The 25,535-nt window shown below is 45.8% G+C and carries 27 protein-coding genes; 16 read left to right on the forward strand and 11 right to left on the reverse strand.

Going from position 1 to position 25,535, the window contains the following annotated elements; translation table 11 throughout:
* Positions 1 to 8: 8 nt before the first annotated feature.
* The 4 genes from ABV409_RS07980 (at position 9) to ABV409_RS07995 (ending at position 6,551) form a co-directional block, all read left to right on the forward strand.
* Positions 9 to 917, forward strand: a complete 909-nt coding sequence (locus ABV409_RS07980) for a DMT family transporter (RefSeq protein ID WP_353877054.1) — start codon at positions 9 to 11, stop codon at positions 915 to 917.
* Positions 918 to 1,020: 103 nt separating this feature from the next.
* Positions 1,021 to 2,865, forward strand: coding sequence for a DNA topoisomerase IV subunit B (locus ABV409_RS07985; protein WP_353877055.1), 1,845 nt, complete (start codon positions 1,021 to 1,023; stop codon positions 2,863 to 2,865).
* 34 nt (positions 2,866 to 2,899) lie between these two features.
* Positions 2,900 to 5,527: a DNA gyrase/topoisomerase IV subunit A gene (locus ABV409_RS07990; RefSeq protein WP_353877056.1), complete on the forward strand. Its 2,628-nt coding sequence runs from the start codon at positions 2,900 to 2,902 to the stop codon at positions 5,525 to 5,527.
* 67 nt (positions 5,528 to 5,594) lie between these two features.
* Positions 5,595 to 6,551 carry a sterol desaturase family protein gene (locus ABV409_RS07995; RefSeq protein WP_353877057.1) on the forward strand — a complete coding sequence of 319 codons (957 nt, stop codon included), beginning with the start codon at positions 5,595 to 5,597 and terminating at the stop codon, positions 6,549 to 6,551.
* On the opposite strand, the gene ABV409_RS08000 is transcribed toward ABV409_RS07995, so the two are convergent.
* The 3 genes from ABV409_RS08000 to ABV409_RS08010 are packed head-to-tail and all read right to left on the reverse strand — an operon-like array spanning position 6,548 to position 8,159.
* Positions 6,548 to 7,366 carry a TerC family protein gene (locus tag ABV409_RS08000; protein ID WP_353877058.1) on the reverse strand — a complete coding sequence of 273 codons (819 nt, stop codon included), beginning with the start codon at positions 7,364 to 7,366 and terminating at the stop codon, positions 6,548 to 6,550. The genes ABV409_RS07995 and ABV409_RS08000 overlap by 4 nt on opposite strands.
* Positions 7,367 to 7,368: 2 nt before the next feature.
* The gene (locus ABV409_RS08005; RefSeq protein ID WP_353877059.1) at positions 7,369 to 7,746 is read right to left on the reverse strand and encodes a DNA topoisomerase IV; all 378 of its coding nucleotides are present in this window, start codon (positions 7,744 to 7,746) and stop codon (positions 7,369 to 7,371) included.
* A gap of 32 nt (positions 7,747 to 7,778) precedes the next feature.
* On the reverse strand, positions 7,779 to 8,159 hold the full coding sequence (locus ABV409_RS08010) for a helix-turn-helix transcriptional regulator (RefSeq protein WP_353877060.1): 381 nt from the start codon (positions 8,157 to 8,159) through the stop codon (positions 7,779 to 7,781).
* A 360-nt stretch (positions 8,160 to 8,519) separates the two neighbouring features.
* Here ABV409_RS08010 and ABV409_RS08015 point away from each other — a divergent pair, with 360 nt between their 5' ends.
* Entirely contained in the window at positions 8,520 to 8,999 is a 480-nt protein-coding gene (locus ABV409_RS08015) for an Lrp/AsnC family transcriptional regulator (RefSeq protein WP_353877061.1), read from the forward strand.
* Complete coding sequence (locus ABV409_RS08020) at positions 8,999 to 9,514, forward strand: DinB family protein (protein WP_353877062.1); 516 nt, start codon at positions 8,999 to 9,001, stop codon at positions 9,512 to 9,514. Before ABV409_RS08015 ends, ABV409_RS08020 begins: the two co-directional genes overlap by 1 nt.
* A 13-nt stretch (positions 9,515 to 9,527) precedes the next feature.
* Here ABV409_RS08020 and ABV409_RS08025 read toward each other — a convergent pair whose 3' ends face one another.
* Both ABV409_RS08025 and aroB read right to left on the reverse strand, forming a co-directional pair.
* A complete protein-coding gene (locus ABV409_RS08025; RefSeq protein WP_353877063.1) occupies positions 9,528 to 9,857 on the reverse strand; it encodes a hypothetical protein in 330 nt (109 codons plus the stop codon).
* 92 nt (positions 9,858 to 9,949) lie between these two features.
* Complete coding sequence (gene aroB / locus ABV409_RS08030) at positions 9,950 to 11,008, reverse strand: 3-dehydroquinate synthase (RefSeq protein ID WP_353877064.1); 1,059 nt, start codon at positions 11,006 to 11,008, stop codon at positions 9,950 to 9,952.
* A 92-nt stretch (positions 11,009 to 11,100) separates the two neighbouring features.
* Between aroB and ABV409_RS08035 the strand changes: the two genes are divergently transcribed.
* Positions 11,101 to 12,267, forward strand: coding sequence for a proline dehydrogenase family protein (locus tag ABV409_RS08035; protein WP_353877065.1), 1,167 nt, complete (start codon positions 11,101 to 11,103; stop codon positions 12,265 to 12,267).
* Here ABV409_RS08035 and ABV409_RS08040 read toward each other — a convergent pair.
* From ABV409_RS08040 to tsaE, 4 genes are all read right to left on the reverse strand, one after another.
* On the reverse strand, positions 12,264 to 12,632 hold the full coding sequence (locus ABV409_RS08040; protein WP_353877066.1) for a DUF4258 domain-containing protein: 369 nt from the start codon (positions 12,630 to 12,632) through the stop codon (positions 12,264 to 12,266). The two genes, ABV409_RS08035 and ABV409_RS08040, sit on opposite strands and share 4 nt — an antisense overlap.
* 5 nt (positions 12,633 to 12,637) lie before the next feature.
* Positions 12,638 to 13,837, reverse strand: a complete 1,200-nt coding sequence (locus tag ABV409_RS08045; RefSeq protein WP_353877067.1) for an alanine dehydrogenase — start codon at positions 13,835 to 13,837, stop codon at positions 12,638 to 12,640.
* Positions 13,838 to 13,861: 24 nt separating this feature from the next.
* A complete protein-coding gene (locus tag ABV409_RS08050; protein WP_353877068.1) occupies positions 13,862 to 14,296 on the reverse strand; it encodes a hypothetical protein in 435 nt (144 codons plus the stop codon).
* A gap of 527 nt (positions 14,297 to 14,823) precedes the next feature.
* A complete protein-coding gene (gene tsaE, locus ABV409_RS08055; protein WP_353877069.1) occupies positions 14,824 to 15,234 on the reverse strand; it encodes a tRNA (adenosine(37)-N6)-threonylcarbamoyltransferase complex ATPase subunit type 1 TsaE in 411 nt (136 codons plus the stop codon).
* Between the two features lie 177 nt (positions 15,235 to 15,411).
* Between tsaE and ABV409_RS08060 the strand changes: the two genes are divergently transcribed.
* Positions 15,412 to 16,161 (forward strand): hypothetical protein, encoded by a 750-nt coding sequence (locus tag ABV409_RS08060; protein WP_353877070.1) that lies wholly within the window; start codon positions 15,412 to 15,414, stop codon positions 16,159 to 16,161.
* An 8-nt stretch (positions 16,162 to 16,169) separates the two neighbouring features.
* On the opposite strand, the gene ABV409_RS08065 is transcribed toward ABV409_RS08060, so the two are convergent.
* On the reverse strand, positions 16,170 to 16,544 hold the full coding sequence (locus ABV409_RS08065; RefSeq protein WP_353877071.1) for a hypothetical protein: 375 nt from the start codon (positions 16,542 to 16,544) through the stop codon (positions 16,170 to 16,172).
* Positions 16,545 to 16,742: 198 nt separating this feature from the next.
* Between ABV409_RS08065 and ABV409_RS08070 the strand changes: the two genes are divergently transcribed.
* Positions 16,743 to 16,979, forward strand: coding sequence for a helix-turn-helix domain-containing protein (locus ABV409_RS08070; protein ID WP_353877072.1), 237 nt, complete (start codon positions 16,743 to 16,745; stop codon positions 16,977 to 16,979).
* A gap of 42 nt (positions 16,980 to 17,021) precedes the next feature.
* On the opposite strand, the gene porX is transcribed toward ABV409_RS08070, so the two are convergent.
* Positions 17,022 to 18,563: a T9SS response regulator signal transducer PorX gene (gene porX, locus ABV409_RS08075; RefSeq protein ID WP_353877073.1), complete on the reverse strand. Its 1,542-nt coding sequence runs from the start codon at positions 18,561 to 18,563 to the stop codon at positions 17,022 to 17,024.
* A 34-nt stretch (positions 18,564 to 18,597) separates the two neighbouring features.
* Here porX and ABV409_RS08080 point away from each other — a divergent pair, with 34 nt between their 5' ends.
* From ABV409_RS08080 to sucD, 7 genes are read left to right on the forward strand one after another with little or no spacing between them, the layout of a single operon-like run.
* The gene (locus tag ABV409_RS08080; RefSeq protein ID WP_353878154.1) at positions 18,598 to 19,812 is read left to right on the forward strand and encodes an HD domain-containing protein; all 1,215 of its coding nucleotides are present in this window, start codon (positions 18,598 to 18,600) and stop codon (positions 19,810 to 19,812) included.
* A gap of 23 nt (positions 19,813 to 19,835) precedes the next feature.
* Positions 19,836 to 20,852 carry a UDP-3-O-(3-hydroxymyristoyl)glucosamine N-acyltransferase gene (lpxD, locus tag ABV409_RS08085; protein ID WP_353877074.1) on the forward strand — a complete coding sequence of 339 codons (1,017 nt, stop codon included), beginning with the start codon at positions 19,836 to 19,838 and terminating at the stop codon, positions 20,850 to 20,852.
* 2 nt (positions 20,853 to 20,854) lie between these two features.
* Positions 20,855 to 22,258 carry a bifunctional UDP-3-O-[3-hydroxymyristoyl] N-acetylglucosamine deacetylase/3-hydroxyacyl-ACP dehydratase gene (locus ABV409_RS08090; RefSeq protein ID WP_353877075.1) on the forward strand — a complete coding sequence of 468 codons (1,404 nt, stop codon included), beginning with the start codon at positions 20,855 to 20,857 and terminating at the stop codon, positions 22,256 to 22,258.
* 1 nt (position 22,259) lies between these two features.
* The gene (gene lpxA, locus ABV409_RS08095) at positions 22,260 to 23,045 is read left to right on the forward strand and encodes an acyl-ACP--UDP-N-acetylglucosamine O-acyltransferase (RefSeq protein WP_353877076.1); all 786 of its coding nucleotides are present in this window, start codon (positions 22,260 to 22,262) and stop codon (positions 23,043 to 23,045) included.
* A gap of 2 nt (positions 23,046 to 23,047) precedes the next feature.
* Positions 23,048 to 23,614 carry an elongation factor P gene (gene efp, locus ABV409_RS08100; RefSeq protein WP_353877077.1) on the forward strand — a complete coding sequence of 189 codons (567 nt, stop codon included), beginning with the start codon at positions 23,048 to 23,050 and terminating at the stop codon, positions 23,612 to 23,614.
* Between the two features lie 8 nt (positions 23,615 to 23,622).
* Positions 23,623 to 24,558 (forward strand): UDP-3-O-(3-hydroxymyristoyl)glucosamine N-acyltransferase, encoded by a 936-nt coding sequence (locus tag ABV409_RS08105; protein WP_353877078.1) that lies wholly within the window; start codon positions 23,623 to 23,625, stop codon positions 24,556 to 24,558.
* A 53-nt stretch (positions 24,559 to 24,611) separates the two neighbouring features.
* Positions 24,612 to 25,484 carry a succinate--CoA ligase subunit alpha gene (sucD, locus tag ABV409_RS08110; RefSeq protein WP_353877079.1) on the forward strand — a complete coding sequence of 291 codons (873 nt, stop codon included), beginning with the start codon at positions 24,612 to 24,614 and terminating at the stop codon, positions 25,482 to 25,484.
* Positions 25,485 to 25,535 lie beyond the last annotated feature (51 nt).

Genomic DNA, 25,535 nt, shown 5'->3' on the forward strand with positions numbered 1-25,535 from the left:
TTAGGGGGATGCAGAGGAAACCGACCATTACGCCCCTTGCCATATTCATAGGGATATGGGGCGTGGTATTGTTCTCAACCAAAGCGGTACTGGTCAAACTCGCTTATCAATACGAAATCAATTCGTTGGAACTGCTTTTGTTCCGCATGCTGTTCGCCTTACCGGTATATGTCACCATCTTGGTCATCCTATCGAGAAAAAAGAACGGCCCGAAACCCGGGAAGGACTTTCTTTGGATCTTCCTCTTTGGTTTTTTGGGGTATTATCTCGCGAGTTATTTTGATTTTTTGGGATTGAACTACATCAAGGCCGGTTTGGAACGGATCATCCTCTTTATCTATCCGACCATTGTGGTCTTGCTTTCCTATCTCTTTTTTCGGGAAAAACTGAGCCGGAAACAGATCCTTGCCATTGTTATCACCTATGTGGGCGTGGTCGTTACCTTCTGGAACGAACTCGGACTTTCAGGGCCCCAAACGTTGTGGGGTGGCTTTTTGGTATTCTTGAGTGCGGTGACCTATGCGTCCTATATCGTAGGCAGCGGTTGGCTCATCCCGAAATACGGGGTGCTCCGGTTTACCTGTTACGCCATGCTGGTCTCGACCGCTTGCGTCATCGTGCATTATAGCCTGGTCGAAGATTGGAAGCTCTTTGATTTCCCACCTATCGTCTATGGCTATGGCATCGCCATGGCGTTGATTGCCACCATCATTCCCTCGTTTTTGGTTTCGGAGGCGATCAAACGGATGGGCGCCTCCAATTTTTCGATTCTGGGAAGCTTAGGGCCGGTCTCTACGATCATCTTGGCCTATTTCTTTTTGGACGAAACGATGACCCTTACCCAATTGTTGGGCATGCTGATCGTTATCGGCGGGGTCACATTTCTGGCCATACGCAAAAAGCCAAAAGCTGGATAGCGGCTATCAACAATGCCGACCCGATATTGTTGATTACTTTCCGCTGACGTCATTTTGAATTTTGGCCCGAAACTTTATATTAGACGGCATTATCCCTTTTTTAATGGCACAAACGCAATATACCGAAGACAATATCCGCTCGCTCGATTGGAAAGAACACATCCGAATGCGTCCTGGAATGTATATCGGAAAGTTGGGGGATGGCTCTTCGGCCGATGACGGGATCTACATCTTGCTCAAAGAAGTGCTCGACAACTGTATCGATGAATTCGTCATGGGGGCCGGTAAGACCATTGAGATCACCATTAAGGAGAACGAGGTCAAAGTGCGCGATTATGGTCGCGGTATTCCGCTCGGGAAGGTCGTCGATGTGGTTTCTAAAATGAATACCGGGGGCAAGTACGATACTCGGGCCTTTAAGAAGTCGGTCGGACTGAACGGGGTAGGGACCAAGGCGGTGAACGCGCTGTCTACCTACTTCAAGGTCGAATCGACCCGTGACGGTCAGTCTAAAATGGCCGAATTCAGTACCGGTAACCTGGTCAACGAGGCCCAAAGCGAATCCTCGAAACGCCGGGGTACCTTGGTAAGCTTTATCCCAGACGAGAGCATTTTCAAAAAATACAAGTACCGCAGCGAGTATGTCGAGCGGATGCTGAAGAACTACGTCTACCTCAATCCGGGCTTGACCATCGTCTTCAACGGGGAAAAATACCACTCCCAAAACGGTTTGAAAGACCTGCTTGAAGATACCAATAGCCAAGAGGATTTTTTATACCCGATCATCCACCTTAAGGGCAATGACATTGAGGTGGCCATGACCCACAGCCGCACCCAATACAGTGAAGAATACCATTCCTTCGTCAATGGGCAGCATACCACCCAAGGCGGTACCCACCAAGCGGCCTTTCGCGAAGCCATCGTAAAAACGGTGCGCGATTTCTATGGCAAGAACTACGATGCCTCCGATGTGCGTAAATCGATCATTTCGGCCATTTCGATCAAAGTGATGGAGCCGGTCTTTGAAAGTCAGACCAAGACGAAATTGGGATCCACCGATATGGGGGGCGGATTGCCCACCGTGCGGACCTATATCAATGATTTCGTTGGTCGGTATCTCGACAATTATCTCCATAAGAATCCGGAAACCGCACAGGCCATTCAGCGCAAGATCGTGCAGGCCGAAAAAGAACGGAAAGAACTTTCGGGCATTCGCAAGCTGGCCCGTGAACGGGCGAAAAAGGCCAGTTTACACAACAAGAAATTGCGGGATTGCCGGGCACATCTCGGCGATATGAAAAACGATAGGCGGTTAGAGACCACCTTGTTTATTACCGAGGGGGACTCCGCTTCGGGATCCATCACCAAATCACGGGATGTCAACACCCAAGCCGTGTTCAGTCTACGCGGAAAGCCGTTGAACTCCTACGGCATGAGCAAAAAGATCGTATACGAAAACGAAGAGTTCAATTTGTTGCAGGCCGCTTTGAATATCGAGGATTCCTTGGAAGATCTGCGCTATAACAACATCGTGATCGCTACGGATGCCGATGTCGATGGCATGCACATCAGGTTGCTGTTGATTACCTTCTTCCTACAGTTCTTTCCAGAATTGATCAAGGAGAACCATTTGTATATTTTACAGACCCCTTTGTTCCGCGTGCGCAATAAGAAGGAAACCATCTACTGTTACAGCGAAGAGGAGAAAAGGAACGCCATCCAAAAATTGACCGGCAAACCCGAGATTACCCGCTTCAAAGGATTGGGGGAAATTTCCCCTGATGAGTTCCGTCACTTCATCGGTGACGATATCCGTCTCGAACCAGTGATGCTCGACAAGGCGATGTCCATTGATCAATTGCTGAAGTTCTACATGGGGAAGAACACGCCGGATCGTCAAGAATTTATTATCAAAAACCTTAAAGTAGAACTTGATTTAGTTGAATAAAACCAACTATAAACCAATAGCATACCAATAGTTCATGAGTGAAAACGGAGAATTGGAAAACGTGTTTCCAAATGAAGGGGAAAATTCTGGAGAGGCACTGACCCGGGTAACGGGCATGTACAAGGATTGGTTTCTAGATTACGCTTCTTATGTAATATTGGAGCGAGCGGTACCGGCCATCGAAGATGGGTTCAAACCGGTACAGCGACGTATCATGCATGCCCTCAAGGAACTTGATGATGGGCGTTACAACAAGGTGGCCAATGTCGTAGGGCATACCATGCAGTACCACCCACACGGTGATGCCAGTATCGCCGATGCCATGGTGCAGATCGGTCAAAAAGACCTTTTGATCGATACCCAAGGAAACTGGGGCAACATTTTGACCGGTGATAGTGCGGCGGCCTCTCGATATATCGAAGCACGGCTTTCGAAGTTCGCCTTGGATGTCGTTTTTAGTCCGAAAATCACCGAATGGCAACTGTCTTATGATGGGCGAAAGAAAGAACCCGTAAACCTTCCGGTCAAATTTCCGCTGCTATTGGCCCAAGGGGCCGAGGGGATCGCCGTGGGGCTTTCGACCAAGGTCCTTCCCCATAATTTCAACGAACTCATCGATGCGTCGATCAAACACCTTCGCGGCAAACGTTTTTCATTATTCCCCGATTTTCCGACTTCGGGCATCATCGATGTGACCAATTACAACGATGGGATGCGGGGTGGTAAGGTACGGGTACGCGCCCGTATCGAGCCTTTGAACAAGAACACCTTGGTGATCAAGGAAATCCCGTTCGGCACCAACACTTCTTCGTTGATCGATTCGATTTTGAAAGCCAATGACAAAGGAAAGATCAAGATCAAAAAAATCGAAGACAATACGGCGGCGGAGGTCGAGATCTTAGTGCATTTACCTTCGGGCATATCGCCTGACAAGACCATCGATGCGCTCTACGCCTTTACCTCCTGTGAATCCTCCATTTCACCCCTAGGCTGTATCATCGAAGACAACAAGCCCATTTTCATTGGCATGTCGGAGATGTTGAAACGCTCGACCGACAATACGGTTGAATTGCTGAAGGCCGAATTGGAAATCCAGTTGAATGAACTGGAAGAGCAGTGGCATTTCGCCTCTTTGGAGCGGATCTTTATTGAGAATAGGATCTATCGTGATATCGAAGAAGAGGAAACCTGGGAGGGCGTCATCGCTGCTATCGACAAGGGGTTAAAACCGCATACGAAACACTTGCGCAGGGCGGTGACCGAAGAAGATATTACCCGTTTGACCGAAATCCGGATCAAGCGGATCTCGAAATTCGATCTCGATAAGGCCAAGCAACAGATCGAAAATCTCGAAGAGCGCATTGAGGAAACCAAACACCACTTGGCAAACTTGGTCGATTTCGCTATTGATTATTTTAAAAACCTGAAAACCAAATACGGCAAAGATCGCGGCCGTAAATCGGAAATCAAGATCTTTGATACCATTGAAGCGGCCAAAGTCGTGGTGCGCAATACCAAACTGTATGTCAATCGGGAAGAAGGGTTTGTCGGTACCGCATTGCGCAAAGACGAATACGTTACTGACTGCAGCGATATCGATGACATCATCGTGTTCACCAAAAAAGGGGAGATGATGGTCACCAAGGTCGACAGCAAGACCTTTATCGCCAAGAACATTATACACGTAGCCGTTTTCAAGAAAAAGGACAAACGCACGACCTACAACATGATCTATAAAGATGGCCGTGGTGGGCCCAGTTATATCAAACGGTTCAACGTGACCTCGATCACTCGCGACAAATTGTACCCTTTGACCAGTGGCAAAGCGAGTTCGGATGTATTGTACTTCACCGCCAACCCAAACGGTGAGGCCGAAGTGGTCACCGTACTCTTGCGACAATCGGGTAGCATCAAAAAGCTCAAATGGGATATCGATTTCGCCGATGTCTTGATCAAAGGCCGTGCCTCGAAAGGAAATATCGTTACGAAATACCCGGTCAAAAGGATCGAGTTGAAAGAAAAGGGATTATCGACACTGAAGCCCAGGAAAATCTGGTTCGATGATGTGGTGCAACGCTTGAACGTTGATGAAAGAGGGGAGTTGTTGGGCGAATTCAGGGCAGAAGACCAGTTACTGGTAGTCAACCAAAAAGGATTCGTAAAGACCATTGTACCCGATCTGAACGCTCGTTTTGATGACGATATGATCGTTTTGGAGAAGTGGAAACCCAATAAACCCATTTCGGTCATTTACTATGAGGGGGAGAAGGAGCGTTATTACATCAAGCGCTTCTTGATCGAACAGCCTAATCGTGAAGAACTTGTTATTTCGGAGCATAGCAAATCACAATTGGAGTTGGTCAGTACCGAATGGCGGCCCGTTGTCGAGATCGTCTATGCCAAGCCTAGGGGCAAAGAGGCAAAACCGAACCAAGAAGTCGATATCGAGGCCTTCATTTCAGTCAAGGGCATCAAAGCGCTCGGAAACCAATTGACGGCATTGAAAGTCAAAAATGTGAATGCCTTGGAGGGATTGCCCTATGAGGAACCTAAATCACAGGCAGCCAATGAGATCGAGGTCGTGGATGAAGAGCCTATAACGAATACTGATGCCGATATAAAAAATAAGGATGCGGGAACAGATCAAACAACTTTGTTTTAGTGGTTTTTTCTAGCTATTTTACGCGCTGTGCAGCGTCTCAATCGTAACGCTGACTTGATACAACTATATGGATTTTACCAACCCCCTGGTTTACGGAGTACCCGTTTTTATTGCCTTTATCCTATTTGAGTTAACATACAGCAAGACCCATGGCGACCACGATCTTTACGATTGGAAGGATTTGGCCGCCAGCGGATTCATGGGTGTCGGCTCTGCGATTTTGGGTCCTTTGTTTAAGGTGATCTTCGCTATCGTTCTTTTTAAGTTCGTTTATGCGACCTGCAATCCCATCGTCGATGGGGTGCGCACCAACCTCTTGGGATACGAGTCTTTTGGCTACGCATGGTATGTGTGGCTGTTGTGTCAATTGGCCGATGATTTCACCTACTATTGGTTCCATAGGGCCAACCACGAAATCCGGATTTTATGGGCCGCACACATCGTGCACCATTCTTCGGACAACTTCAATTTGGGAACCGCGGTACGTAATGGTTGGTTCACGATCCTCTACAAGCCATTGTTCTACATGTGGATGCCGGCCATCGGTTTTCCACCAGAAATGGTCGTGGTCTGTTTAGGCATCGAGGCCCTATGGCAGTTTCAGTTGCATTCGGTTTATGTTCCAAAACTGGGCTTTCTTGAAAAAATCTTCAACACCCACACCATGCATCAGGTGCACCACGCCCAAAACGTGGAGTATTTGGATAAAAACCATGGCGGTTTCCTGAATATTTTCGACAAACTTTTCGGTACGTGGAAAGAACTCGATGACGATATCGACGTAAAGTACGGGGTCATCCATAGCCCCAACTCCTACAACCCCATGGTCATCTTGACCCACGAGTTCAAGGATATATGGAACGACACCAAAAAGTCAAAGAAGCTCAGTGACAAGCTCATGTACATCTTCGGACCTCCGGGTTGGAGCCATGACGGCAGCACCTTGACCGTAAAACAACAACAGCGCTTGTTCGAAGCACAGAAGGCAGCGAATCCGGAGTTGGTCTATCAACGCCCGAATTAAGAGGTCTCTTCGCTTGTCTCTGGGATAGGCCGTTTGTTGCGCTTCATGCGCATATCCAAAAATTCCACCATTAATGAAAAGGCGATCGCGAAGTAGAGATATCCTTTAGGAATGCTTCCGATTTCATTGTCAAAGACCACCAAGTGCGAAATGTGGGCGGCCTCTGCGATTAACATAAAGCCGATCAGGATCAAAAAAGAAAGTCCCAAAACCTGTATCGAAGGGTGGCGGTTGACAAAATCCCCTACAGGATTGGCGAACAACATCATGATCAATACCGAAATGACCACGGCGACTATCATCAAGATCAAGGCATCGTTCGGATTGGGTGAAATCCCATTCGTCATACCGATGGCCGTTAAGATGGAATCGAAAGAGAATACGATATTGATGACGGTAATCTGAACGATGGCGTTGGTCATCGATGAAGAACGTTGGTTTTTGACCTCACGCTCATCATGCCCCCGATCTTCTACTTTTTCGTGGATTTCCTTGGTGCTTTTGTACAGTAAAAACAAGCCGCCTAAGAATAGGATAAGGGCCTGCCAACTGATCCCGCCTGTTATCCAGGATTCGTTGAGCACCATGAAGGGCTTTTTCAAGGAGGTCAACCAGGTGATTCCAAAAAGCAACACGATACGCATGGCCATGGCGAGCACCAGCCCGATATTGGTCGCTCTTTTGCGGTTCTGTTTTTCCAGCTTGCCCGCGGCGATCGAAATGAAGATGATGTTATCGATCCCTAAGATGATTTCTAAAAAGGTCAAGGTCAAAAGCGCCATCCAAGCGTCGGGTGAAGTAAATATTTCTAACATGCTTATTGTGTTTTTATAGCGGTTCCCCTCAATTTTTTAGAATCACCGACCGTATTGAATTCAAAGGTATAAGTGCTATCCGTTGTCGTAAGGATTTTGATATGTATCGCCTTTTCCTCAGCGCGGTTATTTGGGTTTTTTCTGCGCAGCACGTATTCACAATCATTGATCCATCGAATGTAGGAGGTGTCCTTTTTACCTTGAAAAGTCTCGATTTCAAGTGAATCATTCCTTTCGAAAAAGGTAGTTGCCGTCTTGCCCTCTAGGCTTGTGGTAAAGCTGAACGTACCGGTCTTGAAGTTTTGGCAATCGCGCTTAGGCGGTTCGGAACATCCGATGATCAACACCAATAAGCAGCAAATCCCGTAGATGATTTTCATGACAGAAAAATACTAAATCCAATCCAATTGGGTCACTGATTTGGACTGAAAGCATCGAAAGAACCATCCTTGTAAAACCAAACGATTTTGACGATGTCTTTGGTGTCCATCGCTAAGACTGGCTGGGGTTTGTTCTTTGTCGGGATTTCCTTTTTGGCAGGCGCTTCGGAATTTGACGTTGGAGTGGGGGACTTCATCGCTTTCGCTTCATTTCCGAATAACAACCAATACAGGTCGACCTCCGGAAATCGCTGTACAACTTTCATCACGAAATCCAAACTCGGTCGGTTCCTACCTGACAAAAGATGGGAAATACTGGAGCGGGGGACCGATATGGCTTCTGCAAACGCGGCGGCGCTTAGTTCTTTTTGCGACAACAAAAGCTTTAAACGTTGAACAAAATGTACTTCCATTTATGGTCTTTGAACGTTGACTTTTTAGGGTAAATCCGCAAGCATTTTGGGCGATTGCCCCGAAAAATCAACTTTAAAAATGAATATATTGTTTATTTAAACCCTTATAATTAACTGATAAATAGCTATATAATATAAAAAAGCAGTGCACGCTCTAATTGTAAACACAAATGAACAATCAGTTTTTACAAATGTAAACATTTGTTTTTAATACGTTTACAAATGTAATTCCCAGCCATTAAGGCGCAAAAACTGTTTAAGCGCTTCATATGGCTGTTTTCTTACACAATTTTTAAAAAAAAGTACTTTTTATTATATATTTTTTTAACTTTCACTAATTTTGTTGCAAATAATTTGAATATGAACAAGGTAAAGCTTGACGAAATAGACCACCAAATACTGGATATGTTGATTGACAATACCAGGACCCCGTTTACGGATATTGCCAAAAAATTGTTGATTTCCGCTGGAACGGTGCATGTTAGGGTCAAAAAAATGGAGGAAGCCGGTATCATCAAAGGGTCTTCCTTAACATTAGACTATGTTAAATTGGGGTATTCGTTTATCGCCTATGTCGGGATTTTCTTGGAGAAGACCCATCAGACCAAATTCGTATTGGAACGTTTAACACAGATTCCCTATGTGACGGTGGCCCATATTACCACAGGCAAATTCAATATTTTCTGCAAGATTCGCGCCCGTGATACGACGCATGCCAAGAACATCATTTTCAAAATCGATGATATCGATGGCATCAGTAGGACGGAAACCATGATTTCACTTGAAGAAAGCATCAATGATAAGAAAAGATTGATGCACACCATCTTCAACGAGTTGTGATGCAGGCCAGCGAATTGCCACAAGACGAATATAATCCGTATTACAAATCGTATATCGAGATACTCGGTACGCTGGAAATGGATCAAGCACTTGAGAAGAGCTTGCAAGATTTGAAGGCGTTCATTGGCGATTTATCACCCGAAATTTTAAGTCACGCTTATGCTGATGGAAAATGGACGGTTGCCGAAGTCTTGTTGCATTTGATCGATGCCGAGCGGGTATTTCAATATCGTGCTTTGCGCTTTGCAAGAAAGGATGGCACCGATTTACCTGGATTCGATCAAGATGAATATGTTCCGAATTCCAATGCCGCTTCGCGAACTAAGGAAAGTTTGTTGGAAGAATATACCAACGTTAGGAAGTCGAGCTTGTCACTTTTCGCCTCATTCGGGGCAGGGGAGTTGGCTAGTATCGGAACAGCCAATAGCACGCCTATGAGTGTTAGGGCATTAGGGTTTGTAATCAGCGGTCATCAAGCGCATCATTTTAAAATCCTCCGTGAGCGCTATCTGTAATCAGTAGTAGTAGTTAGAGTTCTTCCGCATCCACCTCGAGGTCACCTGCATTTTCAAGTTCCGGGGCAATGGCTTCGGTAGGCAAGGTTTGCTTTTCCGATTTCGAATCGAGTTCCTTTTCGATAGTCTCTTCAAAATTCGAAATGAAGTTGGATAGGCTTTTACTGATTTTCACCAAATAAATGGTGTCTTCCGTTTTCACTTCTACGGCCTCGATCACCTCTCCACTGGGTTTTCTCAAGATAATGATGTCTTCATCACCATAGCCGTGAGGGTATAGATCGATCAAGAGCGCGGCAACATCACGGTCAAGTTTTTTGTAATCGACAATGCTTCGTTTCATGGTAGGTTTTTATGGTTACACAAACCTAAGCTAGTCAATTTTACATGCAGGGTCCGTAAAGAGTTGTCAACGCCAAAAAAAAGTATGCGTAGCTAAGATTCCTTGTAGTATGCGAAGGCATCGACAAAAAGTTCATTGGGAACCTTGACGTCGATTTGGGCAATTCCGATACTTTCCAACAAGACGAAGTTGATGTTGCCATGGGCATTCTTCTTATCGTGCTTGAGCAGATCTAAGATAATCTCGATGTCTTGCTTTGAAAAGTCGACTTTTTCGAAATGGACCAATAGTGATGATTTGATCTCTTGAACTTCCAACATCGAAAGTCCGGTCAGTTTGTGTGAAAGGAAGGCTTCGAGGATCATCCCGATCGCAATGGCCTCGCCATGCAACAAGGTTTCTTTTTCAGGTTGTTCCAAAAAGTACGATTCTATGGCGTGACCAAGGGTGTGGCCGAAATTCAACTTTTTGCGAACGTGCTGTTCCGTCGGATCTTGGGCGACGACCTGGTTCTTGATATGCACGCTTTGCCTAATATGGGCCTCGTCGGAAAAATCCGTTGTTTGCCGCAATGCTTCCCAGTAGGGTTTATCGGCGATCAAACCATGTTTGAACATTTCAGCGGTTCCGCTGGTACGTTGGCGCGCTTCCAAGGTGCGGAGAAACTCAGGAACGATCAGTACCATTTTCGGCTGGTTGATGACACCGACCTGGTTCTTCAAACTGCCCAGATCCACACCGGTCTTACCGCCTAAGGAGGCATCGACCATGGCCAGTAGGGTCGTTGGTATGTTAATGAAATCGATTCCTCTTTTAAAGGTTGAGGCAACGAAGCCACCAAGGTCGGTCACCACGCCTCCACCAAGGTTGATCAACACGCTCTTACGGTCGCCTCCGAAGTCGGAGAGATCTTCCCAGACACTAACACAGGTTTCGATGTTTTTGTACTGCTCACCGGGCTTGATACAAAATACCCCATCGAAATTGCAACCCACAAATTCACGTAAGATACCTAAACAACATGCTTCGGTCATCTCGTCAACCAAGACGAAGACTTTGGAGTAGGTGCTGTTTCGCAAATATTGCTGTAAAGCCGCTTTGGCGACCGCTCCAAAATGGACTTCATGTGCGTCTGTAACAACCGAATTCATAGGCAAATACTTCCTGACAAAATAAAGACATATTTTATGGATTGGAATATAGAGGGCCTGCTTATCTTTGCTTTCTTGAGAATTTGATAATTATGGAGCCGATTTTTGAGGATACTTCAATAGCTTTTCATTTAAAGAGTGATTCCGAACTCGAACGCGCCTATTTTTTGTTTCGCCTTATCGCCAACGAACCTTTAGTGCGTATCGGAACGGCTGTGACCAACTTCGCGATCAATGCACACCTTCCCGTTGAAGGCCTGATCCGTGCTACCGTATTCGATCATTTTTGTGGCGGCGTGAACGAAGCCGATTGCTTAAAGATCATTGACCGGATGTTCGAACAGGGGGTCTGCTCGATTTTGGATTATTCCGTAGAAGGCAAGAAAGAGGAGGCGCAATTTGACCATGCCCTAGAGAAAACTTTGCAAGTCCTTGATTTTGTGAAAGAGAAAAACGCCATTCCCTTTGCGGTATTCAAGCCAACCGGTTTTGGGCGCATCGAACTGTATGAAAAGGTCGGGGCCAATGAAACCCTAACGGAAGCAGAGCAAGAAGAATGGGAACGCATTATACAGCGATACCACAAGGTGTGCCGCAAGGCACATGATTTGGAAGTGGCACTGCTCATTGATGCCGAGGAAAGCTGGATGCAGGATGCAGCTGATGATTTGGCGTTGCAAATGATGGCTTCCTACAACAAGAACAAGCCCATAGTCTTCAATACGGCCCAAATGTATCGATGGGACCGGATGGATTATCTCAAAGAACTCAATGCCCAAGCCGAAGCCCGGGATTTCCACATAGGTATCAAAGTGGTCAGGGGAGCCTACATGGAAAAAGAAAACGATCGAGCGGAAGCCATGGGACTAAAAAGTCCGATCTGTCACTCAAAAGAAGCTACGGATGCTAATTTTGATGCGGCGGTCCATTTCATGTTGGGGCATTTGGATCGATTCGCGGTATTTGTGGGATCCCATAATGAAGCGAGTAGTTACCAAGTCATCGAACAGCTCGAAACCTTAGGTAGGGCCAAAGATGATCCGCGAATTTGGTTCGGCCAGCTTTATGGAATGAGTGACCATATTAGTTTTAATTTGGCCCATCATGGGTACAACGTTGCCAAGTACGTACCCTACGGCCCGGTTCGTGACGTTATGCCCTACTTGATTCGGCGGGCCGAAGAGAATACCTCGGTGGCAGGGCAGACCTCTAGGGAATTGGAATTGTTGAAACAGGAAAAAGCAAGGCGAAAACTTTAATCGTCGAGCCGGGTCATTTCTCGAATGACAACCTTGTCGGAACAATTGTCAACGACCAGCTCCATGGTCTTTTCCCCATTAACGATCACATACTCCTTACAAGGTTCCTTCTGGGTGTCGCTCCGCCCGAAATCGACTTTGCCGTTCTTGAATACGTCCAATAGCGAAACGCTGTCCAAAGGAATCATGGATTCAGAACCATAAGCAAGTGGTTTTGATCGTAGCTCTTTAAGCACCCGGCAATTCGGAAAATAACAAAACTCGGTGTCGGTCTCTTTTGACTTTTTGTTCAAAAAGAAAAACAAGAAAACCAGGCCAATCGAAAGGCCGACCAAATACCAGCCCAAGCGTCGAATAAAACCCATAGGGATCAAAAAATTAGGAAGTTGATATCATTGTAAGGAAGTCCGAACCAATCACCCACCGATTTGTTGGTCAAGATCCCATGGTACATATAAAGTCCATTACGTAGGCCCTTATCGAATCGCAACGAGTTTTCCAATCCACCGTCTTCTCCTATTTTCAACAAATAGGGGGTAAAGATGTTGCTGATCGAAATCGATGACGTCCTTGGGTAACGAGAAGGGATGTTCGGCACCCCATAATGGATCACCCCGAACTTTTCATAAGTCGGCTTTTCGTGATTGGTCACTTCAGAGGTTTCGAAACAGCCGCCCATATCAATGCTCACATCGATGATGACGGCCCCTTTTTTCATATGCTCGACCATGCCCGAGGAAACTACGATCGGGGAACGGTCTTTGCCACGTGCGGCTCCGATGGCCACATCGCAACGTTTCAAGGCCTTCAAAAGATTCTTAGGCTGTATGGTCGAGGTGTAGATGGTCCGATTAAGGTTCGTCTGTATGTTGCGCAATTTGGTGATCGAATTATCGAACACTTTGATATTGGCCCCTAGCCCCAAGGCCGATCGTGCCGCGAACTCCCCAACCGTTCCGGCACCGATGATCACCACCTCTACCGGCGGTACGCCGCTGATGTTGCCAAACATAAGCCCATTGCCCTCATTGGTCGCCGCCATGAGTTCGGAAGCGATCAAAATGGAGGAGATACCGGCAATTTCACTTAAAGAACGTACCGCAGGATATTTGCCGTCATCATCCCGGATGTACTCGAACGCGATCGCAGTGATACGCTTTTGCGCCAATTGTTCGAAATACTTCTTGGATTGGGTCTTGATCTGTAAGGCCGAAATCACAATGGCCTGCGGATTCATCAATTCGATTTCCTCAAGGGTAGGGGGTTCGACCTTAAGTAGGATCGGACAAGAAAACACCTTTTTGATATCATTGCTGATCTCGGCCCCGGCATTGGTATAATCGAGATCGGAATAATTGGCCCCGTCACCGGCGCCCGATTCGATCATGACCCGGTGCCCATGTGCCGTAATGGCGTTCACCGCATCGGGGGTAAGGCAGATGCGTTTTTCTTGGTATTGGTTTTCTTTCGGAATGCCAATGAAGAGCTCCCCCTTTTGTTTTAGGACTTCAAGGGTTTCTTCTTGGGGTAAAAGTTGTTGTTTACTAAATGGTGAAGCGGGTTGGCCCATGTATCAGTCAGCTGTAGACCAAAGTTACATTTTTTTTGCAAGGGTCTCCCGTCGTTGTTCCAGCTTCTCACGTTCCTTTCGGAGTTCTTCTTTCTCTTTCAAGATTTGAAGCTCGGTATCCATGGCCTTCAGGTCGATGCCATGCACATGCTTGTCATACAATTTCACCCTGATAAAGTAGACAAAGGGGATAATGACCATACAGACCGGCAATAACCAAAGAATATTCTCACTGTCAACTGAGGAATCAGCGCTAGCAGGGGTGTAGTACAACTCAAACAATTGAAAAGCATACATGAGTATAGGTATCAAGATGATATGATACCACCAATGTTTGCAGGTCAAAAACCACATGAACAATAAGTATAGGGGTATGAACTTGTTCAAAAAGAACCACACATGGGTCGATACATCGGCAAATCCATTGGATGAAACATCGAACCATAAAAATTTACCCATTGCCTCAGGATCTTCCGGATAGTATTCATGGATTTTGAATATAAATGGAGAGGCAATTATTAACAGCACAACGAAAGATTCTATGATGATTCTTTTTTTGGCCAGTTGATTTGTATATCGTGTATACTTCATTTGGGGGCGATATTCGCCTATAACAACGAAAAAAGGGCAATAATAGTATTGCCCTTTTTTAAAAATTGAGGTTAAGAAAACTAATTCTTATTTGTTTTCGCAACCTTTCCCTTTTTCACCCCTGACTGTTGACCGTCTACCGCAACAGTTGCAGTTGAAGCAGCTACCAACATCAATAAGGCGAAAAACCCAAAAAATAACTTCTTAGTGTTCATCGTACTAATTTTTTGGTTATTAAAATGAATTCATTCCTTGCAAATGTAGGAAAATATTCTATCCGAAATGCACTTCATCGATAAAAGTTGCATTTCATCCCGAATTTTAACCTTTTCATCGAGGGAACTTTAAATCTGTTAGAAGATAGAAAAAGAAACGAAGCACGGCTTTTGTAAGATTCAATATTCGATACTACGGGTGATTTCATCGATTAAGTGTAAGGAAACAGTCCGGGTATCCTCTGGTAAAATAGTGGCGATGCGCTCGGGCCATTCCATGAAAACATAGGCGCCGGAATCAAAATATTCATCAACTCCCATATCATAGGCTTCCCCTTCATTTTCGATTCGATAAAAATCGAAATGATAAGCGATTAATTTCCCTTGGGTGTCATGGTATTCGTTCACTAGGCCAAAGGTCGGGCTATTCCCCTGGTCTATAGCACCCAACTCGTGGATCAAGGCTTTGATGAGGGTTGTTTTGCCTACACCCATTTCTCCCTGGAATGCAATGAGCTTTGATCCATCCCCTTTCAGTATGCTTTGGGCAACCTTCGTAAGGTCTTCCAATTTAAATTTCTTTTTCGCCATGGTATCGGCTATCGCTTAGCGTTTCTTTGCGAAACTATTTACAATTCATGAAAAAGCATCCCAAAATGAGTAGAATATTTTAAGTTATGAATAGTAACCGTCTAGCAATGCATAGCGTAGATTTTCTTGATTATAGGATATAATCTATATTTGGATGACAGGAACGACTTAACTAATATGATTCGATCTTCGCTTTATGGGGTTTCCTACTTTCGAAAGGAATTGCTTTGGGTCGCCGTGATCCTGTTGCTGACCACTTTACGCTATATCCCGATATGGGGATACAGTACCCACGATACGGGCACTTTGTGGTTTGATGGAAACGACCTGCAAAGCCCTAATCGACTCGCTGCTTTACAACCACTTGTTTTTCTCTTATGTTTTATCAAGCACCTTGATTACAAACGCAATGGGTTGATCATGGCAACATTGGTTTTGGTATCCGGTTGGGCAGTTTCCCCATTCGTGATGGCTATGGTGAATGATTCCGACCTAGAGCTGTTGACGTACTACCCCTTAGTAAGCGCTTTGCTTTTGCTTGTGGTACTGACCCTGTTTTTCGTCAAGATCCGGGCATGGTGGACCTATGCTTTTTTGGTTCCAATGCTCTTGACACTGTATGCGATGACCAAGACAGGGGATTCCATGGTACTTCCCAGTCTTGGAATGCTATTGATTTTATTAGGGACTGCGCTAGGCATCATCTTTTTGGGCATGCGGGCCTATGATCGTATGCGGCTGCTGGCCTTATATCGCAAAAGTTTTTCCGCCTCAGGGATTAGCCGTGCCAATACCTGGCGGAAATCGTCGGCCCGTCTTGAAAGGGCACGTTCCGAATTGGAAGAAATCAATGCTGCCCAAGAAGGGGGAAAAGCGAAGTTAGGGGCCCTTGAACGCTTGGAAAGGGATTTGCGAAAACAGCTTTAATCGGTTTTCTATTGCTTTTTGAGCTGCGCTATTTCAGCAGCTACTTTGGCCAACAACTCCCTGACTTCCTGTTGGTGTTGGGCCTCCAGTTTTTTATCGACAATGGCCTCGATTTCCTTTTGCTGTGCCTCTGGTAGCGCACCGGATTGTAATATCCCTTTGTTTTGATTGAGCATAGGCCCTTCTCCGGTAATCAACCAAACCAGATTCAAATCAGGATAGGTTTTGACAATGGTCTCGATGACGTCACTCCCGATAGAGGCATGGTTTTTTTTCATCCGTAAGGTATACCCATTACTGGCCCCGATCGAAATGTCGAATTGGCGCGCACTTAATCCAGCATGCTGTATGTACTGTAAGAGTCTATCAATGGTCTTCACCATGGCAAATAGGGTATTGTGGAATCAAATATACTATTTTCTATAAATAAGGGTCTTCGTCCCATTTAAGATAAAAAAATAGCGGATATATACTTCATATATAGAAAATATACTATATTTGGATATGTAGTACAACAGGCATTCGATAGCCATTGGTTTTATAATGCCTTGGAGATGTACCTAACCCTATAAACTGTAGCTATGAAACAACTTTCAAAACAAATCGCCCTATTGGAACGGGTCGATCGCTTGATACGCTTGCGGGCCACAGGTCGCCCGAAGCAATTGGCCGAACGACTTGGGGTTTCCGAAGCGACCGTATTCCGCATGATCGAGACCATGAAGGAACTAGAAGCCCCGGTATCCTATGATCTGAGCATACAAAGTTATGTCTATTCAGAACCCATAGAATTTAAATTTGGGTACTTTTCGAAATAAGGGGTGGTTTTAGTTCGTTCGAACTACGGTCAAAATTTCTCCTTAACGAGGCTCCATGACGACAAATGGGATGATCATTTCCTCCAAGGAAATACCTCCATGTTGATAGGTATTGCGATAGTAACTAACGTAATGGTTGTAATTATTCGGGTAGGCGAAAAACAAATCGTTCTTTGCGAAAATATAGGAACTGCTGACGTTGATATTGGGTAAATGCACTTTCGCCGGTTCTTTGGCAGCCAAAACTTCCTTTTCGTTAAAGGTCAAGCTTCTACCTGTTTTATAGCGCAGGTTCAGACTGGTCTCACGATCGCCGATGACTTTGGAAGGCTGTTTCACGTTAATCGTACCATGATCCGTTGTAATCAATAATTTAAACCCAAGTTGTTGCGCTTGTTGGATGATTTCCAACAAAGGCGAATTCTTGAACCAACTCAGTGTCAAGGAACGATAGGCTTTGTCATTACTGGCCAACTCCTTAATGACTTCCATTTCGGTCTTTGCGTGCGATAACATGTCGACGAAGTTGTACACAATAACCGTCAAATCGTTGTCTTTTTGCGACCTGAAATTCTGTGCCAGTTGTTTTCCTTGCCGCAAGCTACTGATTTTGTGGTATTCCCATTTCAATTCAAGTCGAAGCCGCTTCAATTGGGCATCCAAAAACTCCGCTTCGTAGAGGTTCTTACCGCCTTCTTCGGTATCGTTTTTCCAGAATTCGGGATGCTGTTTCTCCATTTGCAGGGGCGTCAGTCCTGAAAAAATAGCATTGCGCGCATATTGTGTAGCGGTGGGCAAAATACTGTAATAGGGGGTTTCCGAGCTTTTCTTGTAAAAATTGGAAACCACATCCTCAAAAGCAAACCACTGATCGTACCTCAGATTGTCGATGACGACCAAAAGGGTAGGGGCGTTTTTCAACTCAGGTTGGACCAACTCCTTGAAAACCCGGTGCGAAAGCACAGGTCCGTCCCCATCAAACCAATCGCGATAATTCTTGTCCACGAATTTGCTGAACTGGGTATTGGCTTCCACCTTTTGGGATTCCAAGATCTCGAACATGCCGGAATCCTCGATGGCTTCGAGCTGAAGTTCCCAAAAGATCAACTTCTTATACAATTCCGCCCATTCCTCATGACTGTTCACCATAGACAAGTCCATAGCGATTTTTCGGAATTCCTGTTGGTAATTCGCCGTTGTACGCTCCGAAACCAAACGCGAATTATCCAAGTTCTTTTTAAGGGAAAGTAGTATTTGGTTCGGATTGACCGGTTTGATCAAGTAATCGGCGATTTTGTTGCCGATCGCTTCATCCATAATGTATTCTTCCTCACTCTTGGTAATCATCACCACGGGCAAGGAAGCATCGATCTGTTTCAATTCGTTCAAGGTTTCCAATCCGGAAATACCCGGCATGTTTTCATCCAAGAAGACAATATCGAAATTGCGTTCGGACAACTCTTCCAAGGCATCTTGACCACTGGGTGAGGTAGCCACCTGATAACCTTTGTTTTCTAGAAAGAGGATATGGGGTTTGAGTAGTTCGATTTCGTCGTCAACCCAAAGAATTGAGATTTGTTTCATATAGTAGCTATCTTTGCGGAATAATCCTTACGCCTTGGCCGAGACCAATAAGCTTAAAATATTTAACGACCCAATCTACGGTTTTATTGGCACACCCAATGAACTTATTTTCAACCTGATCGCGCATCCGTATTTTCAACGATTGCGGAGGATCTCACAGATGGGAATGTCTTACGTGGTCTACCCTGGGGCGCATCATACCCGGTTTCACCACGCCCTGGGCTGCATGCATTTGATGCGTAAGGTCGTCGGCGTCTTACGTTACAAAGGGGTATCCATTTCGGAAGCGGAGGAAACCGGTTTGCTTTGTGCCATTTTACTCCATGATATCGGGCATGGCCCTTTTTCACACGCCCTTGAACATGTTTTAGTGCCCGATAAAGGACATGAGGAGATCTCCTTGTTGTTCATGCAGCGATTGAATACGGAATTCGATGGGGCGCTGGATATGGCCCTAAGGATATTTAAAAAAGAGCATCCCAAGAATTTCATGAACCAGCTGGTCTCTAGCCAATTGGACATGGACCGATTGGATTATCTCAAGCGAGATAGTTTTTATACCGGGGTCTCTGAAGGCAACATCAACTCCGAACGCCTGCTGACCATGTTGAACGTCAAAGACAATGAATTGGTGGTCGAGGAAAAGGGGATCTATTCCGTCGAGAAGTTCTTAATGGCCCGACGGTTCATGTACTGGCAAGTATACCTTCATAAAACAGGTTTGGTGGCTGAGCAATTGCTGGTAAAGGTCATTCGTAGGGCGCGCCAATTACTCGTAGCAGGCCGGTTGCAAAACTGCCCGGTTGTGCTCAAAGGGTTCTTACAAGAGTCGGAAAACCCATTTTCACTCGAGTCTTTTGCCGAACTTGATGATATCGATGTACTCGCAGCTTTGAAAGCATGGAAGAAGGAACCTGATTTCGTGATTTCAAGGCTTTCCGAAATGTTATTGGATCGAAGGCTATTGAAGATAAAGATCAAAGACCGCCCGATCGATACGGCCAAACTTGAAGAACGAAAGGCGTTTTTGAAGCAGACGCATCAATTGGATGACCAAGAAGTAGCCTTCTTTGTCTTTGATGGGGAACTCCGCAACCGTGCCTACAACGATGCCGAAGAGAACATCAATATCCTGACCAAGAAAGGAAAATTGGTCGATGTTGCAAAAGCTTCAGACCATTTCAACTTGAAGGCGCTTTCAAAAGAAGTGGTGAAGTATTATGCCTGCTATCCCAAGAATGGCGTTTAGTAAATTTTCTTACTTTTGCCGAAATGGAATTTACCGCCACCCAAATCGCCGGAATATTAGAGGGCGAAGTCGAAGGAAACCCTGAAACTTCGGTAAACAAACTTTCGAAGATCGAGGAAGGGGAGAAAGGCTCGTTGACCTTTCTGGCCAACCCGAAATACACCCCCTATATTTATTCCACAAAAGCTTCGATAACTATTGTCAATCGCGACTTTATTCCCGAACAACAGGTAAAAACGACCCTGATCAAGGTGGATGACGCCTATAAGTCGTTTTCGAAACTTTTGGAATACTACAACCAGGTCAAGAACAACAAAGTGGGTGTCGAAAACCCCTCTTTCGTATCTGAAAGTGCCCAATACGGAGAAGCCTTTTATTTAGGGGCGTTTTCTTATTTGGGTGATAATGTGGCCATAGGCGACAATGTGAAGGTATACCCTAACGTATATATAGGCGATAACGTGACCATTGGTGACAATTGCGTCATCTTTGCCGGAGCGAAGATCTATTCGGAATCCATTATCGGAAAGGATTGTGTCATTCATAGTGGTGCGATCATCGGTGCAGACGGTTTTGGTTTCACCCCGAATGAAAAGGGAGAATATAGCAAAGTACCACAGACCGGAAACGTGATTATTGAAGACCATGTCGACGTGGGGGCAGGCACGACCATCGATCGCGCGACTTTGGGATCTACGGTGTTGCGCAGGGGCGTCAAATTGGACAACCAGATACAGATCGCCCATAACGTTGAAATAGGAGAGCATACGGCCATTGCAGCCCAAACCGGTGTCGCCGGATCGACCAAGATCGGCAAGCATTGCTTGATAGGGGGGCAAGTGGGGATCGTCGGCCATATAACCATAGGTGACCGTGTAAGGATTCAGGCCCAATCCGGTATTGGTCGTAACGTGAAGGATGACGAAGTGTTGCAAGGCTCACCTGCATTGAATTACGGAGATTACAATAAATCATACGTGCATTTTAAAAACCTACCCAAAATTGTTAGCAGGATTTCTGATCTAGAAAAGGAAAAGTGACAATGAAGACAAACACGATGCAACGCACGATTGCTCAAGAGATTACCCTTAAAGGAGTTGGATTACATACCGGTGAAAACGTCAACATGAAGTTTCTCCCGGCTCCAGCGAACCATGGTTTCGCGTTCAAACGCGTTGATTTGGAAGGCGAGCCCATCATTGAAGCCGATGCCGCTTATGTGGTCAATACCCAACGAGGAACCAATCTCGAGAAGAACGGAGTGAAGATCCAGACCTCCGAACATGTTTTGGCCGCCCTGGTCGGCATGCAGATCGACAATGTACTGATCGAATTGGATGCCCCTGAACCACCCATCATGGACGGCTCCTCCAAATACTTCGTCGAGGCCATAGAAAAGGTCGGTTTCGTCGAACAGGATGAAGCCCGCGAAGAATATGTGGTCAAGGATGTCATCAGTTATAAAGATGAGGCCTCTGGTAGTGAAATCACCATTATTCCTGCAGACGAATATCAAATTACCACCATGGTCGATTTCGGCACCAAAGTATTGGGTACCCAAAACGCGACCTTGGATCATATCAGTGATTTTAAGGATGAGATCGCCTACGCACGAACCTTCAGTTTTTTGCACGAACTCGAAATGCTCTTAGAGCATGGGCTCATTAAAGGCGGGGATTTGAACAATGCCATAGTGTATGTGGATAAGGAAATTTCGGAGCCGACTATGAAAAAGCTCGAAAAGGCCTTCAACAAAAAGAAACTATCGGTAAAACCCAACGGCATCTTAGACAATTTGACCTTGCACCAGCCCAATGAGGCAGCAAGGCATAAATTATTGGATGTCATTGGCGATTTGGCCTTGGCAGGCACTAGGATTCGGGGTAAGGTGATCGCCAACAAACCGGGTCATTATGTCAATACCCAATTTGCCAAGAAACTGCAAAAGATCATCAAGCAAGAACGTCGCAATTACGTGCCTGAGGTTGATTTGCATGCCACTCCTGTGAAGGACATCAACCAGATCATGGAAATGTTACCCCATAGACCGCCTTTTTTATTGGTCGATAAGATTATGGAACTTTCCGAAGAACATGTCATCGGTGTGAAGAACGTGACCATGAACGAACCGTTCTTCGTTGGGCATTTTCCGGGAGCACCGGTCATGCCGGGAGTATTGCAGATTGAAGCGATGGCCCAGACAGGAGGCATTTTGGTACTCAGTACCGTTCCGGATCCGGAAAACTATCTGACCTATTTGCTTAAAATCGATAATGTACGTTACAAGCACCAAGTCGTTCCAGGCGATACCTTGATATTCAAGTTGGATTTGATGACCCCGATACGAAGGGGGATTTGTCAAATGCAAGCTAGGGCCTATGCGAATGGAAGAGTGGTTTCAGAAGCTGAAATCATGGCCCAAATAACCAAAGTAAAAGGAAATTGAGATGAATCAACCCTTAGCATACGTCCACCCAGGGGCCAAAATCGCCAAAAACGTCGTGATCGAACCCTTTACCACCATCCATAATAATGTCACAATCGGTGAGGGCACATGGATCGGTTCGAACGTGACCATTATGGAAGGAGCTCGGATCGGAAAAAATTGCAATATTTTTCCCGGTGCCGTCATTTCGGCGACCCCACAGGACCTTAAATACCAAGGTGAGGAAACCACGGTCCACATCGGAAACAATACCACGATACGAGAATGCGCAACGATCAATAAGGGTACTTCAGATCGTATGAAAACGGTTATCGGTAACAATTGCCTGATCATGGCATATTGCCATATCGCCCACGATTGTTTGGTCAATGACGGCTGTATATTCAGTAATAATTCGACTTTGGCAGGTCATGTGACCATCGGAAGCAATGTGGTTTTGGCAGGCATGGTCGCCGTACACCAATTCGTCTCGATCGGCAAGCATGCCTTTGTAACCGGAGGTTCCTTGGTACGTAAGGATGTGCCCCCGTTCGTCAAGGCGGCGAGGGAGCCCCTTTCGTATGTGGGGATCAATTCGGTCGGACTTCGCCGTAGGGGGTTCGCCTCGGAAAAAATCCGTGAAATACAGAACATTTACCGTATTCTATACCAAAAAAATTATAACAACTCCCAGGCCGCTTCGATCATCGAGGCCGAAATGGAAGCCACCCCCGAACGTGATGAGATCTTACAGTTCATCAGGGATTCGCAACGTGGTATCATGAAAGGATATTTTAGCAGCAACTGATTATGGCAAACACTTCCGACATCCGCAAAGGATTATGCATCAAATACAATCACGATATCTACAAAATCGTGGAGTTTTTACATGTAAAGCCGGGTAAAGGACCAGCTTTCGTACGAACCAAACTTAAAAGTGTAACGACTGGTAAGGTCATCGACAATACCTTCTCGGCGGGACACAAGATCGAGGATGTACGCGTGGAGACCCGCTCTTACCAATACCTCTACAATGAAGGGGACACCTTTCATTTTATGAATACCGATGATTACAATCAGATTTCACTCCAAAAATCAAGTTTGGACGCCCCCGACCTTCTCAAAGAAGGAGAGGTGGTAACGATATTATTCAATACGGAAGACAGCATGCCCTTATCGGTCGATATGCCGGCAAGTGTCGTTTTAGAGGTCACCCATACCGAACCGGGGGTCAAAGGCAATACCGCGACCAACGCCACCAAACCCGCAACGGTCGAGACCGGGGCGCGGATCAATGTTCCTCTTTTTATCAACGAAGGTGATAAGATAAAGATCGATACTGAAAAAGGGGCGTACATGGAACGCGCGAAGGAATAATCCCGACCATGAAATTTCCACGCACATATGAGCTTCAGGAAATCGCTGCCCTTATCGACTGTGACTATGTGGGCCCAGCTGATTTTGCTGTGCAGGGAATGAACGAAATCCACGTCGTCGAACCAGGTGACATCGTATTTGTAGACCATCCCAAGTACTATGACAAGGCATTGGCATCGAAAGCGACCATTGTTTTGATCAATAAAAAGGTCGATTGCCCGCAAGGAAAGGCCCTTTTGCTTTCAGACGATCCATTTCGCGATTTCAATACCTTGACGCAGCATTTCAAACCTTTCGAACCTTGTGCTTCGAATATTTCAGCAACGGCTCGAATCGGTGAAGGCACGATCATCCAACCCAATGCATTCATCGGTAATCATGTCCAAATTGGTAAGCACTGTGTCATCCATGCCAATGTAGCGATTTATGACCATGCCATAATCGGTGATCATGTAACCATCCATTCCGGCACCATTCTAGGGGCGGATGCCTTCTATTACAAAAAACGACCGGAAGGATTCGATAAACTGAAATCCGGTGGCCGGGTCATCATTGAAGACCATGTCGATATCGGTGCGAACTGCACCATTGATAGGGGAGTAAGCGGGGATACTACGATAAAAAAAGGCACGAAATTGGACAATCAGATCCAAATCGGTCACGATACCGTTGTAGGTGAAAGGTGTTTGATCGCCTCCCATACCGGCATAGCGGGATGCGTTGTGGTTGAAGACGAAGTTACCTTATGGGGCCAAGTAGGGGTTATCAGTGGTATCACAATCGGTAAAGGTGCAGTGGTCTATGCCCAATCGGGTGTAGGACGTACTTTGGAAGGGGGCAAGACCTATTTCGGCAGTCCGGCTGAAGAAGCACGAAAGAAAATGAAAGAACTCGCCACGTTAAAGAGCATGCCCGAGATCCTTAAAAAATTACAAGACAAATAGCTTTTTTGAACTGCACAAAACTGTATTTTTGTGCCGGCAAAACAAATGACACAATGAGCGTATTAGTAAATAAAGATTCCAAAATAATCGTACAAGGGTTCACCGGAAGCGAAGGCACCTTCCATGCTGAGCAAATGATCGAATACGGTACCAATATCGTAGGCGGTGTAACGCCTGGCAAAGGAGGGCAAGAACACTTGGGCAGACCGGTATTCAATACCGTGGCCGAGGCTGTCGAAAAAGTCGGAGCCGATACGGCGATTATTTTCGTGCCACCGGCCTTTGCTGCCGATGCGATCATGGAATCGGCTAACGCCGGAATCAAGGTAATCATCACCATCACGGAAGGTATTCCAGTGGCGGACATGGTTAAGGCCAACGATTACATTAAAAACCTGGATTGCACCTTAGTCGGACCTAATTGTCCGGGTGTCATTACCCCTGGAGAAGCAAAGGTGGGTATTATGCCCGGTTTCGTGTTTAAGAAAGGGAATGTTGGTATCGTTTCGAAATCAGGGACGTTGACTTACGAAGCGGCCGATCAGGTCGTTCGTCAAGGATTGGGAATTACGACCGCTATTGGTATCGGTGGTGACCCGATTATCGGAACCACGACCAAAGAAGCCGTTGAGCTATTGATCAATGATCCGGAAACGGAATGCGTGGTCATGATCGGTGAAATCGGTGGACAGCTAGAAGCCGATGCTGCCAAATGGTATAAAGCAAGTGGCAGCAACAAGCCGATTGTCGGATTCATCGCAGGGGAAACAGCTCCGGCAGGAAGGACCATGGGTCACGCTGGGGCAATCGTCGGTGGTAGCGATGATACCGCACAGGCCAAGAAAAGAATCATGAAAGAATGCGGCATACACGTAGTCGACTCACCTGCCGAAATCGGTGTAAAGGTGAAGTCGGTGATGGCGTAGTTTCGTTAAAACTTTGATAAATCCCGATTTTATCGGGATTTTTTTATGGGC

Source organism: Flagellimonas algarum (assembly GCF_040513375.1).
Lineage (GTDB): Bacteria > Bacteroidota > Bacteroidia > Flavobacteriales > Flavobacteriaceae > Flagellimonas_B > Flagellimonas_B algarum.

Bases quoted from the DNA above. Each gene is read 5' to 3' on its own strand.
- ABV409_RS07980 (WP_353877054.1), top strand. From the start codon at position 9: ATGCAGAGGAAACCGACCATTACGCCCCTTGCCATATTCATAGGGATA.
- ABV409_RS07985 (WP_353877055.1), top strand. From the start codon at position 1,021: ATGGCACAAACGCAATATACCGAAGACAATATCCGCTCGCTCGATTGG.
- ABV409_RS07990 (WP_353877056.1), top strand. From the start codon at position 2,900: ATGAGTGAAAACGGAGAATTGGAAAACGTGTTTCCAAATGAAGGGGAA.
- ABV409_RS07995 (WP_353877057.1), top strand. From the start codon at position 5,595: ATGGATTTTACCAACCCCCTGGTTTACGGAGTACCCGTTTTTATTGCC.
- ABV409_RS08000 (WP_353877058.1), bottom strand. From the start codon at position 7,366: ATGTTAGAAATATTTACTTCACCCGACGCTTGGATGGCGCTTTTGACC.
- ABV409_RS08005 (WP_353877059.1), bottom strand. From the start codon at position 7,746: ATGAAAATCATCTACGGGATTTGCTGCTTATTGGTGTTGATCATCGGA.
- ABV409_RS08010 (WP_353877060.1), bottom strand. From the start codon at position 8,159: ATGGAAGTACATTTTGTTCAACGTTTAAAGCTTTTGTTGTCGCAAAAA.
- ABV409_RS08015 (WP_353877061.1), top strand. From the start codon at position 8,520: ATGAACAAGGTAAAGCTTGACGAAATAGACCACCAAATACTGGATATG.
- ABV409_RS08020 (WP_353877062.1), top strand. From the start codon at position 8,999: ATGCAGGCCAGCGAATTGCCACAAGACGAATATAATCCGTATTACAAA.
- ABV409_RS08025 (WP_353877063.1), bottom strand. From the start codon at position 9,857: ATGAAACGAAGCATTGTCGATTACAAAAAACTTGACCGTGATGTTGCC.
- aroB (WP_353877064.1), bottom strand. From the start codon at position 11,008: ATGAATTCGGTTGTTACAGACGCACATGAAGTCCATTTTGGAGCGGTC.
- ABV409_RS08035 (WP_353877065.1), top strand. From the start codon at position 11,101: ATGGAGCCGATTTTTGAGGATACTTCAATAGCTTTTCATTTAAAGAGT.
- ABV409_RS08040 (WP_353877066.1), bottom strand. From the start codon at position 12,632: ATGGGTTTTATTCGACGCTTGGGCTGGTATTTGGTCGGCCTTTCGATT.
- ABV409_RS08045 (WP_353877067.1), bottom strand. From the start codon at position 13,837: ATGGGCCAACCCGCTTCACCATTTAGTAAACAACAACTTTTACCCCAA.
- ABV409_RS08050 (WP_353877068.1), bottom strand. From the start codon at position 14,296: ATGGGTAAATTTTTATGGTTCGATGTTTCATCCAATGGATTTGCCGAT.
- tsaE (WP_353877069.1), bottom strand. From the start codon at position 15,234: ATGGCGAAAAAGAAATTTAAATTGGAAGACCTTACGAAGGTTGCCCAA.
- ABV409_RS08060 (WP_353877070.1), top strand. From the start codon at position 15,412: ATGATTCGATCTTCGCTTTATGGGGTTTCCTACTTTCGAAAGGAATTG.
- ABV409_RS08065 (WP_353877071.1), bottom strand. From the start codon at position 16,544: ATGGTGAAGACCATTGATAGACTCTTACAGTACATACAGCATGCTGGA.
- ABV409_RS08070 (WP_353877072.1), top strand. From the start codon at position 16,743: ATGAAACAACTTTCAAAACAAATCGCCCTATTGGAACGGGTCGATCGC.
- porX (WP_353877073.1), bottom strand. From the start codon at position 18,563: ATGAAACAAATCTCAATTCTTTGGGTTGACGACGAAATCGAACTACTC.
- lpxD (WP_353877074.1), top strand. From the start codon at position 19,836: ATGGAATTTACCGCCACCCAAATCGCCGGAATATTAGAGGGCGAAGTC.
- ABV409_RS08090 (WP_353877075.1), top strand. From the start codon at position 20,855: ATGAAGACAAACACGATGCAACGCACGATTGCTCAAGAGATTACCCTT.
- lpxA (WP_353877076.1), top strand. From the start codon at position 22,260: ATGAATCAACCCTTAGCATACGTCCACCCAGGGGCCAAAATCGCCAAA.
- efp (WP_353877077.1), top strand. From the start codon at position 23,048: ATGGCAAACACTTCCGACATCCGCAAAGGATTATGCATCAAATACAAT.
- ABV409_RS08105 (WP_353877078.1), top strand. From the start codon at position 23,623: ATGAAATTTCCACGCACATATGAGCTTCAGGAAATCGCTGCCCTTATC.
- sucD (WP_353877079.1), top strand. From the start codon at position 24,612: ATGAGCGTATTAGTAAATAAAGATTCCAAAATAATCGTACAAGGGTTC.